The organism is Enterobacter cloacae complex sp. FDA-CDC-AR_0132, assembly GCF_003010695.1.
GTDB classification, from domain to species: Bacteria; Pseudomonadota; Gammaproteobacteria; order Enterobacterales; family Enterobacteriaceae; genus Enterobacter; species Enterobacter ludwigii.
Map to the genome: position 1 here is coordinate 2,513,345 of NZ_CP027618.1, position 13,527 is coordinate 2,526,871.

The 13,527-nt window shown below is 51.8% G+C and carries 8 protein-coding genes, 3 tRNA genes and 3 rRNA genes; 11 read left to right on the forward strand and 3 right to left on the reverse strand.

Annotation, left to right across the window (positions count from 1 at the left end; all coding sequences use genetic code 11):
- Positions 1 to 162 precede the first annotated feature (162 nt).
- From gmhB to dkgB, 8 genes are all read left to right on the forward strand, one after another.
- Positions 163 to 729, forward strand: coding sequence for a D-glycero-beta-D-manno-heptose 1,7-bisphosphate 7-phosphatase (gmhB, locus tag AM379_RS12140; protein WP_032679647.1), 567 nt, complete (start codon positions 163 to 165; stop codon positions 727 to 729).
- Between the two features lie 371 nt (positions 730 to 1,100).
- Positions 1,101 to 2,640, forward strand: a 16S ribosomal RNA gene (locus tag AM379_RS12145).
- A gap of 70 nt (positions 2,641 to 2,710) precedes the next feature.
- Positions 2,711 to 2,787: transfer RNA gene (locus AM379_RS12150), tRNA-Ile, on the forward strand.
- Positions 2,788 to 2,825: 38 nt separating this feature from the next.
- Positions 2,826 to 2,901: transfer RNA gene (locus tag AM379_RS12155), tRNA-Ala, on the forward strand.
- A 180-nt stretch (positions 2,902 to 3,081) separates the two neighbouring features.
- Positions 3,082 to 5,988, forward strand: a 23S ribosomal RNA gene (locus AM379_RS12160).
- A 63-nt stretch (positions 5,989 to 6,051) separates the two neighbouring features.
- A 5S ribosomal RNA gene (rrf, locus tag AM379_RS12165) occupies positions 6,052 to 6,167 on the forward strand.
- The 16S, 23S and 5S rRNA genes sit together here with 3 tRNA genes alongside, the layout of an rRNA operon.
- Positions 6,168 to 6,222: 55 nt before the next feature.
- Positions 6,223 to 6,299, forward strand: a tRNA-Asp gene (locus AM379_RS12170).
- A gap of 162 nt (positions 6,300 to 6,461) precedes the next feature.
- Entirely contained in the window at positions 6,462 to 7,265 is an 804-nt protein-coding gene (gene dkgB / locus AM379_RS12175) for a 2,5-didehydrogluconate reductase DkgB (RefSeq protein ID WP_032679648.1), read from the forward strand.
- A 31-nt stretch (positions 7,266 to 7,296) separates the two neighbouring features.
- On the opposite strand, the gene yafC is transcribed toward dkgB, so the two are convergent.
- Positions 7,297 to 8,202, reverse strand: coding sequence for a DNA-binding transcriptional regulator YafC (gene yafC / locus AM379_RS12180; protein ID WP_014168734.1), 906 nt, complete (start codon positions 8,200 to 8,202; stop codon positions 7,297 to 7,299).
- A gap of 104 nt (positions 8,203 to 8,306) precedes the next feature.
- On the opposite strand from yafC, the gene AM379_RS12185 reads away from it, so the two are divergent.
- From AM379_RS12185 to AM379_RS12195, 3 genes are all read left to right on the forward strand, one after another.
- A complete protein-coding gene (locus AM379_RS12185) occupies positions 8,307 to 9,482 on the forward strand; it encodes an MFS transporter (RefSeq protein ID WP_032677462.1) in 1,176 nt (391 codons plus the stop codon).
- 136 nt (positions 9,483 to 9,618) lie between these two features.
- Positions 9,619 to 10,419 carry an endonuclease/exonuclease/phosphatase family protein gene (locus AM379_RS12190; RefSeq protein WP_025205128.1) on the forward strand — a complete coding sequence of 267 codons (801 nt, stop codon included), beginning with the start codon at positions 9,619 to 9,621 and terminating at the stop codon, positions 10,417 to 10,419.
- A gap of 74 nt (positions 10,420 to 10,493) precedes the next feature.
- Complete coding sequence (locus AM379_RS12195) at positions 10,494 to 11,267, forward strand: class I SAM-dependent methyltransferase (RefSeq protein WP_020882802.1); 774 nt, start codon at positions 10,494 to 10,496, stop codon at positions 11,265 to 11,267.
- Positions 11,268 to 11,319: 52 nt separating this feature from the next.
- Here the strand turns inward: AM379_RS12195 and mltD are convergent, their stop codons facing one another.
- Both mltD and gloB read right to left on the reverse strand, forming a co-directional pair.
- Positions 11,320 to 12,684, reverse strand: a complete 1,365-nt coding sequence (gene mltD, locus AM379_RS12200; protein WP_014168738.1) for a murein transglycosylase D — start codon at positions 12,682 to 12,684, stop codon at positions 11,320 to 11,322.
- A 68-nt stretch (positions 12,685 to 12,752) separates the two neighbouring features.
- A complete protein-coding gene (gene gloB / locus AM379_RS12205) occupies positions 12,753 to 13,511 on the reverse strand; it encodes a hydroxyacylglutathione hydrolase (RefSeq protein WP_032677463.1) in 759 nt (252 codons plus the stop codon).
- Between the last annotated feature and the right edge of the window lie 16 nt (positions 13,512 to 13,527).

Below are 13,527 nucleotides of genomic sequence, written 5' to 3' on the forward strand. Positions count from 1 at the left end.
AGCCGTGGCATTTTCTTCTGCCAGATACGGGTGATGACCGTAAACAAAACGGATGTTAAGGCATCCAGACGTCTAAATCAATCCAACTCTGTACGATGAGCACTTTATTGCGCTGCGATTCATGAGATACTAGCTGTACATGCCTTTTTCAGGAGCAAACCGGTGGCAAAATCAGTACCCGCAATTTTTCTCGATCGTGATGGCACTATCAATGTGGATCACGGTTATGTCCACGAGATTGATGAGTTCGAGTTTATCGAGGGCGTTATCGATGCCATGCGCCAGCTGAAAGAGATGGGCTATGCGCTGGTGGTCGTGACCAACCAGTCCGGTATCGCACGTGGAAAATTCACCGAGGCGCAATTCGAGACGCTGACGGAATGGATGGACTGGTCGCTGGCTGACCGCGGTGTCGAACTTGATGGCATTTACTATTGCCCGCACCACCCGCAGGGAACTGTAGAAGAGTTTCGCCAGACGTGTGATTGCCGCAAGCCGCATCCGGGAATGTTTATCTCTGCGCAGGAATTCCTGCATATCGATATGGCTGCTTCTTATATGGTGGGCGATAAACTGGAAGATATGCAGGCAGCAATCGCCGCAGGTGTGGGGACTAAAATACTTGTGCGCACCGGCAAACCTGTGACCCCTGAAGCAGAGAGTGCCGCGGATTGGGTGATTAATAGCCTGGCAGAGCTGCCAAAAGAGATTAAAAAGCACCAAAAATAGCCTTTTTGGTGAAAAGGTGAGCGGTCGAAATAAAAATGCATATTTCCGCTTGTCATTCCTCGGTGGCACCCTATAATGCGCCTCCATCGACACGGCAGATGTGAATCACTTCACAGTTAACCCGGTCGGTTGAAGAGAAAAAATCCTGAACTTCAGGGTTGACTCTGAAAGAGGAAAGCGTAATATACGCCACCTCGCGACGGTGAGCTGTAAGCCGCGTCGCAACTGCTCTTTAACAATTTATCAGACAATCTGTGTGGGCACTCAAAGTGACATGGATTCTTAATGTCTTCGGACAAAAAATGAATACCAAAGTCTCTGAGTGAACATACGTAATTCATTACGAAGTTTAATTCACGAGCATCAAACTTAAATTGAAGAGTTTGATCATGGCTCAGATTGAACGCTGGCGGCAGGCCTAACACATGCAAGTCGAACGGTAGCACAGAGAGCTTGCTCTCGGGTGACGAGTGGCGGACGGGTGAGTAATGTCTGGGAAACTGCCTGATGGAGGGGGATAACTACTGGAAACGGTAGCTAATACCGCATAACGTCGCAAGACCAAAGAGGGGGACCTTCGGGCCTCTTGCCATCAGATGTGCCCAGATGGGATTAGCTAGTAGGTGGGGTAACGGCTCACCTAGGCGACGATCCCTAGCTGGTCTGAGAGGATGACCAGCCACACTGGAACTGAGACACGGTCCAGACTCCTACGGGAGGCAGCAGTGGGGAATATTGCACAATGGGCGCAAGCCTGATGCAGCCATGCCGCGTGTATGAAGAAGGCCTTCGGGTTGTAAAGTACTTTCAGCGGGGAGGAAGGTGTTGTGGTTAATAACCGCAGCAATTGACGTTACCCGCAGAAGAAGCACCGGCTAACTCCGTGCCAGCAGCCGCGGTAATACGGAGGGTGCAAGCGTTAATCGGAATTACTGGGCGTAAAGCGCACGCAGGCGGTCTGTCAAGTCGGATGTGAAATCCCCGGGCTCAACCTGGGAACTGCATTCGAAACTGGCAGGCTAGAGTCTTGTAGAGGGGGGTAGAATTCCAGGTGTAGCGGTGAAATGCGTAGAGATCTGGAGGAATACCGGTGGCGAAGGCGGCCCCCTGGACAAAGACTGACGCTCAGGTGCGAAAGCGTGGGGAGCAAACAGGATTAGATACCCTGGTAGTCCACGCCGTAAACGATGTCGACTTGGAGGTTGTGCCCTTGAGGCGTGGCTTCCGGAGCTAACGCGTTAAGTCGACCGCCTGGGGAGTACGGCCGCAAGGTTAAAACTCAAATGAATTGACGGGGGCCCGCACAAGCGGTGGAGCATGTGGTTTAATTCGATGCAACGCGAAGAACCTTACCTACTCTTGACATCCAGAGAACTTAGCAGAGATGCTTTGGTGCCTTCGGGAACTCTGAGACAGGTGCTGCATGGCTGTCGTCAGCTCGTGTTGTGAAATGTTGGGTTAAGTCCCGCAACGAGCGCAACCCTTATCCTTTGTTGCCAGCGGTCCGGCCGGGAACTCAAAGGAGACTGCCAGTGATAAACTGGAGGAAGGTGGGGATGACGTCAAGTCATCATGGCCCTTACGAGTAGGGCTACACACGTGCTACAATGGCGCATACAAAGAGAAGCAAACTCGCGAGAGCAAGCGGACCTCATAAAGTGCGTCGTAGTCCGGATTGGAGTCTGCAACTCGACTCCATGAAGTCGGAATCGCTAGTAATCGTAGATCAGAATGCTACGGTGAATACGTTCCCGGGCCTTGTACACACCGCCCGTCACACCATGGGAGTGGGTTGCAAAAGAAGTAGGTAGCTTAACCTTCGGGAGGGCGCTTACCACTTTGTGATTCATGACTGGGGTGAAGTCGTAACAAGGTAACCGTAGGGGAACCTGCGGTTGGATCACCTCCTTACCTTAAAGAACCTGCCTTTGTAGTGCTCACACAGATTGTCTGATGAAAAACAGCAGTAAAAAACCTCTACAGGCTTGTAGCTCAGGTGGTTAGAGCGCACCCCTGATAAGGGTGAGGTCGGTGGTTCAAGTCCACTCAGGCCTACCAAATCTGTCATGCAGATTTGAAGAGGTTGGTCATACGATGGGGCTATAGCTCAGCTGGGAGAGCGCCTGCTTTGCACGCAGGAGGTCTGCGGTTCGATCCCGCATAGCTCCACCATCTTTTACTGCGAAAACAAGAAAACTTCAGAGTGAACCTGAAAAGGTGCACTGCGAAGTTTTGCTCTTTAAAAATCTGGATCAAGCTGAAAATTGAAACGACACACATGTTATGTGTGTTCGAGTCTCTCAAATTTTCGCAAGCCGGTGATGAATCGAAAGAAACATCTTCGGGTTGTGAGGTTAAGCGACTAAGCGTACACGGTGGATGCCCTGGCAGTCAGAGGCGATGAAGGACGTGCTAATCTGCGAAAAGCGCCGGCGAGGTGATATGAACCTTTGACCCGGCGATGTCCGAATGGGGAAACCCAGTGTGTTCCGACACACTATCGTTAACTGAATACATAGGTTAACGAGGCGAACCGGGGGAACTGAAACATCTAAGTACCCCGAGGAAAAGAAATCAACCGAGATTCCCCCAGTAGCGGCGAGCGAACGGGGAGCAGCCCAGAGTCTGAATCAGCTTGTGTGTTAGTGGAAGCGTCTGGAAAGTCGCACGGTACAGGGTGAAAGTCCCGTACACGAAAGCACACAGGCTGTGAACTCGAAGAGTAGGGCGGGACACGTGGTATCCTGTCTGAATATGGGGGGACCATCCTCCAAGGCTAAATACTCCTGACTGACCGATAGTGAACCAGTACCGTGAGGGAAAGGCGAAAAGAACCCCGGCGAGGGGAGTGAAAAAGAACCTGAAACCGTGTACGTACAAGCAGTGGGAGCCTCTTTTATGGGGTGACTGCGTACCTTTTGTATAATGGGTCAGCGACTTATATTCTGTAGCAAGGTTAACCGTATAGGGGAGCCGAAGGGAAACCGAGTCTTAACTGGGCGTTAAGTTGCAGGGTATAGACCCGAAACCCGGTGATCTAGCCATGGGCAGGTTGAAGGTTGGGTAACACTAACTGGAGGACCGAACCGACTAATGTTGAAAAATTAGCGGATGACTTGTGGCTGGGGGTGAAAGGCCAATCAAACCGGGAGATAGCTGGTTCTCCCCGAAAGCTATTTAGGTAGCGCCTCGTGAACTCATCTTCGGGGGTAGAGCACTGTTTCGGCTAGGGGGCCATCCCGGCTTACCAACCCGATGCAAACTACGAATACCGAAGAATGTTATCACGGGAGACACACGGCGGGTGCTAACGTCCGTCGTGAAGAGGGAAACAACCCAGACCGCCAGCTAAGGTCCCAAAGTCATGGTTAAGTGGGAAACGATGTGGGAAGGCACAGACAGCCAGGATGTTGGCTTAGAAGCAGCCATCATTTAAAGAAAGCGTAATAGCTCACTGGTCGAGTCGGCCTGCGCGGAAGATGTAACGGGGCTAAACCATGCACCGAAGCTGCGGCAGCGACGCTTATGCGTTGTTGGGTAGGGGAGCGTTCTGTAAGCCGTTGAAGGTGTCCTGTGAGGGGTGCTGGAGGTATCAGAAGTGCGAATGCTGACATAAGTAACGATAAAGCGGGTGAAAAGCCCGCTCGCCGGAAGACCAAGGGTTCCTGTCCAACGTTAATCGGGGCAGGGTGAGTCGACCCCTAAGGCGAGGCCGAAAGGCGTAGTCGATGGGAAACAGGTTAATATTCCTGTACTTGGTGTTACTGCGAAGGGGGGACGGAGAAGGCTATGTTAGCCGGGCGACGGTTGTCCCGGTTTAAGCATGTAGGCGGAGGTTCCAGGTAAATCCGGTTCCTTGTTAACGCTGAGGTGTGATGACGAGGCACTACGGTGCTGAAGTAACAAATGCCCTGCTTCCAGGAAAAGCCTCTAAGCATCAGGTAACATCAAATCGTACCCCAAACCGACACAGGTGGTCAGGTAGAGAATACCAAGGCGCTTGAGAGAACTCGGGTGAAGGAACTAGGCAAAATGGTGCCGTAACTTCGGGAGAAGGCACGCTGATATGTAGGTGAAGTCCCTGCGGATGGAGCTGAAATCAGTCGAAGATACCAGCTGGCTGCAACTGTTTATTAAAAACACAGCACTGTGCAAACACGAAAGTGGACGTATACGGTGTGACGCCTGCCCGGTGCCGGAAGGTTAATTGATGGGGTTAGCGGTAACGCGAAGCTCTTGATCGAAGCCCCGGTAAACGGCGGCCGTAACTATAACGGTCCTAAGGTAGCGAAATTCCTTGTCGGGTAAGTTCCGACCTGCACGAATGGCGTAATGATGGCCAGGCTGTCTCCACCCGAGACTCAGTGAAATTGAACTCGCTGTGAAGATGCAGTGTACCCGCGGCAAGACGGAAAGACCCCGTGAACCTTTACTATAGCTTGACACTGAACACTGGTCCTTGATGTGTAGGATAGGTGGGAGGCTTTGAAGCGTGGACGCCAGTCTGCGTGGAGCCAACCTTGAAATACCACCCTTTAATGGCTGGTGTTCTAACGTAGACCCGTGATCCGGGTTGCGGACAGTGTCTGGTGGGTAGTTTGACTGGGGCGGTCTCCTCCCAAAGAGTAACGGAGGAGCACGAAGGTTAGCTAATCCTGGTCGGACATCAGGAGGTTAGTGCAATGGCATAAGCTAGCTTGACTGCGAGAGTGACGGCTCGAGCAGGTGCGAAAGCAGGTCATAGTGATCCGGTGGTTCTGAATGGAAGGGCCATCGCTCAACGGATAAAAGGTACTCCGGGGATAACAGGCTGATACCGCCCAAGAGTTCATATCGACGGCGGTGTTTGGCACCTCGATGTCGGCTCATCACATCCTGGGGCTGAAGTAGGTCCCAAGGGTATGGCTGTTCGCCATTTAAAGTGGTACGCGAGCTGGGTTTAGAACGTCGTGAGACAGTTCGGTCCCTATCTGCCGTGGGCGCTGGAGAATTGAGGGGGGCTGCTCCTAGTACGAGAGGACCGGAGTGGACGCATCACTGGTGTTCGGGTTGTCATGCCAATGGCACTGCCCGGTAGCTAAATGCGGAAGAGATAAGTGCTGAAAGCATCTAAGCACGAAACTTGCCCCGAGATGAGTTCTCCCTGAGACTTTAAGTCTCCTGAAGGAACGTTGAAGACTACGACGTTGATAGGTCGGGTGTGTAAGCGCAGCGATGCGTTGAGCTAACCGATACTAATGAACCGTGAGGCTTAACCTTACAACGCCGAAGATGTTTTGGCGGTGAGAGACGATTTTCAGCTGATACAGATTACAGAATTTGCCTGGCGGCTTTAGCGCGGTGGTCCCACCTGACCCCATGCCGAACTCAGAAGTGAAACGCCGTAGCGCCGATGGTAGTGTGGGGTCTCCCCATGTGAGAGTAGGGAACTGCCAGGCATCAAATTACGTAGTAAGCCGGTGCATAAATCCGGTGGTTACAGCAGTCTTCGGTGGAGCGGTAGTTCAGTCGGTTAGAATACCTGCCTGTCACGCAGGGGGTCGCGGGTTCGAGTCCCGTCCGTTCCGCCACTTATTAAAAGCCCTGAGTTAACGCTCAGGGCTTTTTTCATATCTGTCGTATCATTATTGCCAAATCAGCAAAAATCCTCTGCGTTAAACGCTCTTTTTCTGCATAACGGCAGCAGCGATAATCCTCCTCAGTTAACAATCATTATGAATAACGAGGATTACATGACTATCCCTGCACTGGGTCTGGGCACTTTCCGCCTGAAAGACGACGTTGTTATCGCATCTGTTAAAACTGCACTTGAACTTGGCTATCGCGCAATTGATACGGCGCAGATTTATGATAACGAAGCTGCCGTTGGTCAGGCTATCGAAGAGAGCGGCGTAGCGCGCAGCGAGCTTTTCATCACCACCAAAATCTGGACTGAAAACCTCAGCAAAGACAAATTGATCCCCAGCCTGAAAGAGAGCCTGGAAAAACTGCGTACCGACTATGTGGATCTGACGTTGATCCACTGGCCATCACCGAACGATGCTGTGTCAGTCGAGGAGTTCATGCAGGCATTGCTTGAAGCGAAAGAGCAGGGCTTAACGCGTGAAATAGGTATTTCTAATTTCACCATACCGCTGATGGAAAAAGCCATAGCCGCCGTGGGGGCAGAAAACATTGCAACCAATCAGATTGAACTCTCTCCCTACCTGCAAAACCGCAAAGTCGTGGACTGGGCAAAACAGCACGGCATCCACATTACCTCATATATGACCCTGGCCTACGGTAAGGCACTGAAAGATGACGTGATTAATCGTATCGCAGAAAAACATAGCGCAACGGCTGCACAGGTGATTCTGGCATGGGCGATGGGTGAAGGTTACGCCGTGATCCCCTCTTCAACCCGACGTGAAAACCTGGCCAGCAACCTGTTAGCGAGGGATCTCCAGCTGGACGACGAAGACAAAAAAGCGATCGCTGCCCTGGAATGCAACGATCGTCTGGTCAGCCCTGAAGGTCTGGCACCTGACTGGGATTAATATTGACCCTTTCCTCTGTAGCCTGAAACCCTCACACAGCTCCCCCGGGAGCTGTTTTTATATGTTCGCTCAGGAAATCGATAAAGGCGCGTATGCGCGTACTTACCGCTCTGTCACTGTAATAAACTGCACTAAAAGGCATCTCCACAGGCAGACGTTTATCTGCCATCAGCTCTACAAGCTCACCGCGTGCAATTTCTTTATCAATCATATAGTCCGACAAACAGGCGATCCCATTTCCTTCGAGGCAAAGCTGCTTCAGCGTTTCTCCACTGTTGGACGATAACCCACTGGTGATTTCATGCAGTTGACCATCATGACAGGCCACAGGCCAGGTGTTCAGCGATACGGGCTCCGTGAAGCCCAGGCACAGGTGCTGCTTCAGTTCTTCAACCGTCTCTGGTTTGCCATGCTCTGCGATGTATTGCGGTGACGCGACTATCTTGCGGTAGCTGGCAAAAAGAGGGCGGGCCCGCAAGCTCGAGTCGGTCAGGGTGCCGGCACGGATCGCCACATCCACTTTCCGCTCGATGAGATTGATAAACGTCTCTGAGGAAACTAACGAGAGCGTCATCTCCGGATAGCGTTCGCGGAAAGGCTTGATCAGCGGCATCAGAAAATGAAGAACAACCGGTGTTGCCGCATCAATGCGCAGCAATCCGCGCGGCGTACTACGGGTTTCCATAATCTCTGTTTCTGCCGCCGCCATCTCCTGAAGGACGGACTGCACACGGCGGAAATAACGCTCGCCTTCCTCCGTCAGGCTCAGCTGACGCGTCGTTCGGTTGAGAAGACTGACGCCGAGCTTCATCTCCAGTTTTTTCACCGAGCGGCTGATGGCTGAATTAGCCTGCCCCAGCTGCTCGGCCGCACGGCTAAAACTGCCGCTTTCGACGACGGCGACAAAAATTGTCAGCTCTTCCGACGTTGCTTTCATTGTTGCACCACCTGCAAAATTCTATTGATATTTTGACCATTTTTGTTATTTAAGCACTGGCGCATACTGCCTGTCATCTTAATCCTGATGATATGGAGTTATTTATGCCACTGGCGCTACTTGCCCTGACGATCAGTGCCTTTGCAATTGGCACGACCGAATTTGTTATCGTAGGACTGGTGCCTACGATAGCTAACCAGCTTTCAATCTCGCTGCCTTCTGCCGGCCTGTTGGTTTCTATCTATGCGCTCGGGGTTGCCATCGGCGCCCCCGTCCTGACCGCGTTGACGGGACGTTTCCCGCGTAAGCCGCTGTTGGTTGCGCTGATGGTGTTATTCACCGCTGGCAATATTCTGGCCTGGCAGGCGCCGGACTACACCACGCTGGTGATTGCCCGGCTGCTGACCGGTCTCGCTCACGGTGTGTTCTTCTCCATTGGTTCAACTATTGCAACCGGCCTGGTACCAAAAGAGAAAGCAGCATCCGCCATCGCGATTATGTTCGGTGGTCTGACTGTCGCTCTTGTCACCGGTGTACCGTTAGGAACGTTTATCGGACAGCACTTTGGCTGGCGCGAAACCTTCCTTGCCGTCTCTTTACTGGGGGTGATTGCCCTGGTTGCCAGCTTGCTATTGGTACCGTCGACAATTGCAGGACGTGCGAGTGCCAGCCTGAGCGATCAGCTCAAGGTACTCACGCATCCGCGTTTGCTGATCATCTACGCCGTCACAGCGCTCGGCTATGGGGGGGTATTCACGGCTTTCACCTTCCTGGCTCCGATGATGCAGGACCTGGCAGGCTTCTCACCGAGTGCCGTGAGCTGGATTTTGCTGGGTTATGGTATCTCCGTCGCCATCGGTAATATCTGGGGAGGGAAGCTTGCGGACAAACATGGTGCAGTGCCGGCCCTGAAGTTTATCTTCGCAGCACTGGTTGTTCTGCTGATGATTTTCCAGTTCACGGCATCGATGCAATACGCCGCGCTGATAACGGTACTGGTGATGGGGGTCTTCGCCTTTGGTAACGTGCCAGGCCTGCAGGTTTACGTGGTACAAAAAGCCGAACTTTATACACCCAACGCGGTAGATGTCGCATCGGGCCTGAATATTGCCGCGTTCAATATTGGGATTGCGCTGGGTTCCATCATTGGTGGGCAAACCGTTGAACATTTCGGATTAACCCAAACGCCATGGATTGGTGCGGTGATTGTTCTGGTCGCTTTCCTGCTGATTAGCCTGAGTGGGCGCCTTGATAAACCCGCTCGTGTAGTACTGGGATAACATCAGTAAGTGCTTGCTTACAAAACTGGAAAGCGGTTTATCTGAAATTGCGTTGAAAGTGTAACCTAAAGTCCCTATAACATTAGAACCAGTCCGTTTTCCGGGCTGGTTCATGTTACAGAGGCCGTTTCCAAAAGTGCGAAAAAATACCTATGCCATGCGTTATGTTGCCGGAATGCCCGCGGAGAGGATCTTGCCTCCGGGGTCGTTTGCGAGCATAAGTCAGGCATTACCTGCCGGGACACCCTTAAGCAGCGATGAAAAAATCCGGGTGCTGGTGTGGAACATCTTTAAACAACAGCGCGCTGAGTGGTTATCGGTACTCAAGAATTTTGGGAAAGACGCCCATCTGGTGCTGTTGCAGGAGGCGCAAACCACCCCCGAGCTGGTAAGGTTTGCTACGACTCACTACCTTGCTGCTGACCAGGTTCCCGCGTTTGTCTTGCCGCAACATCCTTCTGGCGTGATGACCCTCTCTTCGGCTCATCCGGTCTATTGCTGCCCGCTGCGCGAGCGCGAGCCGATTCTGCGTCTGGCGAAATCAGCGCTGGTAACGGTCTACCCGCTGCCGGACACGCGCATGCTGATGGTTGTGAATATCCACGCGGTCAACTTCAGCCTGGGCGTGGATGTGTATAGTAAGCAGTTACTTCCGATCGGTGACCAGATCGCCCATCACAGCGGGCCCATCATTATGGCCGGGGATTTTAATGCCTGGAGCCGTCCGCGCATGAATGCGCTGTATCGCTTTGCACGCGAAATGTCGCTGCGTGAAGTTCGTTTTAGCGATGACCAGCGCAAGAAAGCGTTTGGTCGTCCTCTCGATTTTGTCTTCTATCGTGGTCTGAACGTTCACGACGCCTCTGTTCTGGTGACGCGTGCCTCCGATCACAATCCTCTACTCGTTGAATTCAGTCCCGGCAAACCTGATAAATAATGGTATGTCAGGTCTGCCGTGGGGCAGGCCATTCGGGTGCTGCCCTTTATTTTAAACAACAAAAGGACAGTACGATGACAACAACACACTCCCATCATGACAACGTAGAAAAACAGTTTGGCTCCCAGGCAAATGCTTATCTGAGCAGTGCCGTGCACGCGTCTGGCCGTGATCTGGTCCGTCTTGGTGAACGCCTGGCGGCAGTGCCGCACGCGCACGTCCTGGACTTAGGCTGTGGTGCCGGGCATGCCAGCTTCACGGCAGCACAGCAGGTGGCGCAGGTCACGGCCTATGATTTATCCAGGCAGATGCTGGAGGTGGTTGCAGAGGCTGCACAAGTCAAAGGGCTGAACAACATCACGACGCGTCAGGGCTATGCCGAATCCTTACCCTTTGAAGATGCCTCATTTGAAGTTGTTATCAGCCGTTATTCTGCGCATCACTGGCATGACGTCGGCCAGGCATTACGTGAAGTTAAACGCGTTCTGAAGCCGGGCGGGGTCTTTATCATTATGGATGTGATGTCGCCGGGACATCCGGTGCGTAATATCTGGCTGCAGACGGTTGAAGCGCTGCGCGACACCTCGCATGTGCAAAACTACTCCAGCGGGGAGTGGTTAGCGCTGATTACTGAAGCGGGGCTGATCACACGTGCATTGATAACGGACCGCTTGCCGCTGGAGTTCAGCTCGTGGATTGCCCGTATGCGCACGCCGGAAGCGTTAAGCCAGGCCATTCGATTGTATCAGGATAGCGCGTCGGCGGAAGTGAAGGCGTACTTTGAATTGCAGGATGATGGATCATTTACCAGCGATACCATCATGGCTGAAGCGCAAAAAGCAGCGTAAAGAAAAAAGGCACCGAGGGGAATCGGTGCCTTTTTATCGTTAGGTCGTGTCATCAGGAGTCTGGCGTGGCGCTATTTTTCACAAACAACGTCAGCTGGTCGCCTGGTTTCAGATTGTCAGTATCATTGTTCCAGCGCATCACATCCTTGATATTTACGCCGTGTCGTTTTGCGATACTGGACAGTGAATCACCTTTACGCACACGATAGGTAATGCTATCGCTGTTGCTGGCGAGACGCTGTGCACTGTTACCTGCACCCACCGTCAGAGTCTGACCCACTTTCAGGCCTGAGCTGCGCAGATTATTCCACTGCTGCAGATCGTTTGCCGTCACGCCAAGACGTGAGGCAATGCCCGAAAGTGTATCACCTGACCGAACCTTATAGCTGCGGCTGTTCACGGATGATGCATCCGCGATCAGCGTTGACTGAACAGCGGCAATTTCACCCGATGCTAAAGACTCACGTAACTGCTCAGCATGTTTCTGCGGAACCATTACATACTGCGGACCACTGGCCCCCAGCGTTGAGCCTTTAACGCCAGCATTAAAGGTTTTCAGTTTACTTACCGACATACCCGTCATATCAGCAACCTGTTGAATATCAACCGGATTGCTGAGGCGAACACGCGCCAGTGCACGACTTTCGTCTGGTGTTGGCAGTTGTACACCGTAACGCTTGCTGTTCTTGAGAATATCGCTCAATGCCAGCATTTTCGGTACGTAAATCTTCGTTTCCTGTGGCAGTGAGAGCGACCAAAAATCGGTGGATTTACCCCGTGCTTTATTCGCTTTCATTGCCTTCAGTACACGACCTTCGCCACTGTTATACGCTGCGACCGTTAACAGCCAGTCGCCGTCGAACATCTTATTAAGACGTTCCATCATGTCGAGAGCGGCTGTCGTTGAAGCGACAACATCACGACGCGCATCATAGTTGCGGGTCTGTTTCAAACCATAGTTTCGCCCGGTGCTCGGAATGATCTGCCAAATGCCTGCGGCATTGGCGCCAGACGTCGCGTGTGGGTCAAAAGCGCTCTCCACTATGGGTAGGAGTACCAGCTCCATCGGCATGTTACGTTTTTTAACTTGCCCGGCTATCCAGTACATATACGGCTCTGCCCGTAAAGTTACATCGTGGAGATAGCTCTTATTTCTTAAATACTTTTGCTTCTGTTCGCGAATCCGGTTGTTTTCCGGAATTCCCATCTTTAGCTCGTCGCCAATAGAGGTCCACAAGTCTTCATCCTGTGCGAAAGACGTCCCATCGTCCATCCATCGCGCTGAACTTGTAAACTTCCCTGCTTCCCCTTGACCAGCTGCAGAAAGGCTCTGTGCGTGCTGTTGTACGTTGCTGCCGTTCTGCGACTGGCAACCTACAAGCAGGACAGAGGCGAGTAATATCGCTTTTGCCTTCATGTGTGTGTCAATAGTTGCTTAAAAGACGAGCGATGATAACGGCGAAATTTTGAAAAGGCAACCCGCAATTATCTGAAGTTATCTTTCTTTGACCTTAACCATGCAAATCGTTGTTCTGGTTGTGACAAATTTGTTTCTTTGTTAATTTTATCAATTAAATCAATATCATCTGTTCGTAAAAATAAATTAGTTTTACGCTCATTTTTCAGAGTTACGGGGAGTGTTTTTTGGTTTTTTGCACGTAACTCCTTCACTTTGTGATAATAATCTTGAATCGCCCGATCCTCTGGCAAGATGCTCGCCGCAAACTTCATATTTCCTAATGTATACTCATGTGCGCAACAAATAAGGGTATCGTCAGGTAATGCGCTAATCTTCTGTAATGACTGGTACATCTGGGCTGGGGTGCCCTCAAAAAGCCTTCCACAGCCTCCGGAGAACAGCGTGTCGCCGCAAAAAAGATAAGGTTTGTTGTAGAAACAAAGATGTCCCAAAGTGTGACCTGGTGTAGCAAATACAGAAAACTCCCACTCGCGTATGAGGATATTTTCACCTTCTTCGACTACCTGCGTTGTTCCCTTATCTTGTGTCTCTGCCGATCCGTAAACCACCAGATGCGGGAATTGGGCACGAAGGTCAGCAACGCCGCCGGTGTGATCGTTATGATGATGGGTCAGAAGGATGGCCTCTGGTTGCCAGCCGTTCTCTTTTATCGCGTCTGATACAGGAGCCGATTCTCCAGGATCGACAATGACGCACCGACGCTCGTCATCGACTAAAACCCAGATGTAATTGTCCTGAAAGGCGGGAATACTGATAAGATTCATAAATTACCTCTTATAG

What these genes read in the sequence shown, in the direction of transcription:
- dkgB (WP_032679648.1), top strand. Translation starts at nt 6,462, where the DNA reads ATGACTATCCCTGCACTGGGTCTGGGCACTTTCCGCCTGAAAGACGAC.
- yafC (WP_014168734.1), bottom strand. Translation starts at nt 8,202, where the DNA reads ATGAAAGCAACGTCGGAAGAGCTGACAATTTTTGTCGCCGTCGTCGAA.
- AM379_RS12185 (WP_032677462.1), top strand. Translation starts at nt 8,307, where the DNA reads ATGCCACTGGCGCTACTTGCCCTGACGATCAGTGCCTTTGCAATTGGC.
- AM379_RS12195 (WP_020882802.1), top strand. Translation starts at nt 10,494, where the DNA reads ATGACAACAACACACTCCCATCATGACAACGTAGAAAAACAGTTTGGC.
- mltD (WP_014168738.1), bottom strand. Translation starts at nt 12,684, where the DNA reads ATGAAGGCAAAAGCGATATTACTCGCCTCTGTCCTGCTTGTAGGTTGC.
- gloB (WP_032677463.1), bottom strand. Translation starts at nt 13,511, where the DNA reads ATGAATCTTATCAGTATTCCCGCCTTTCAGGACAATTACATCTGGGTT.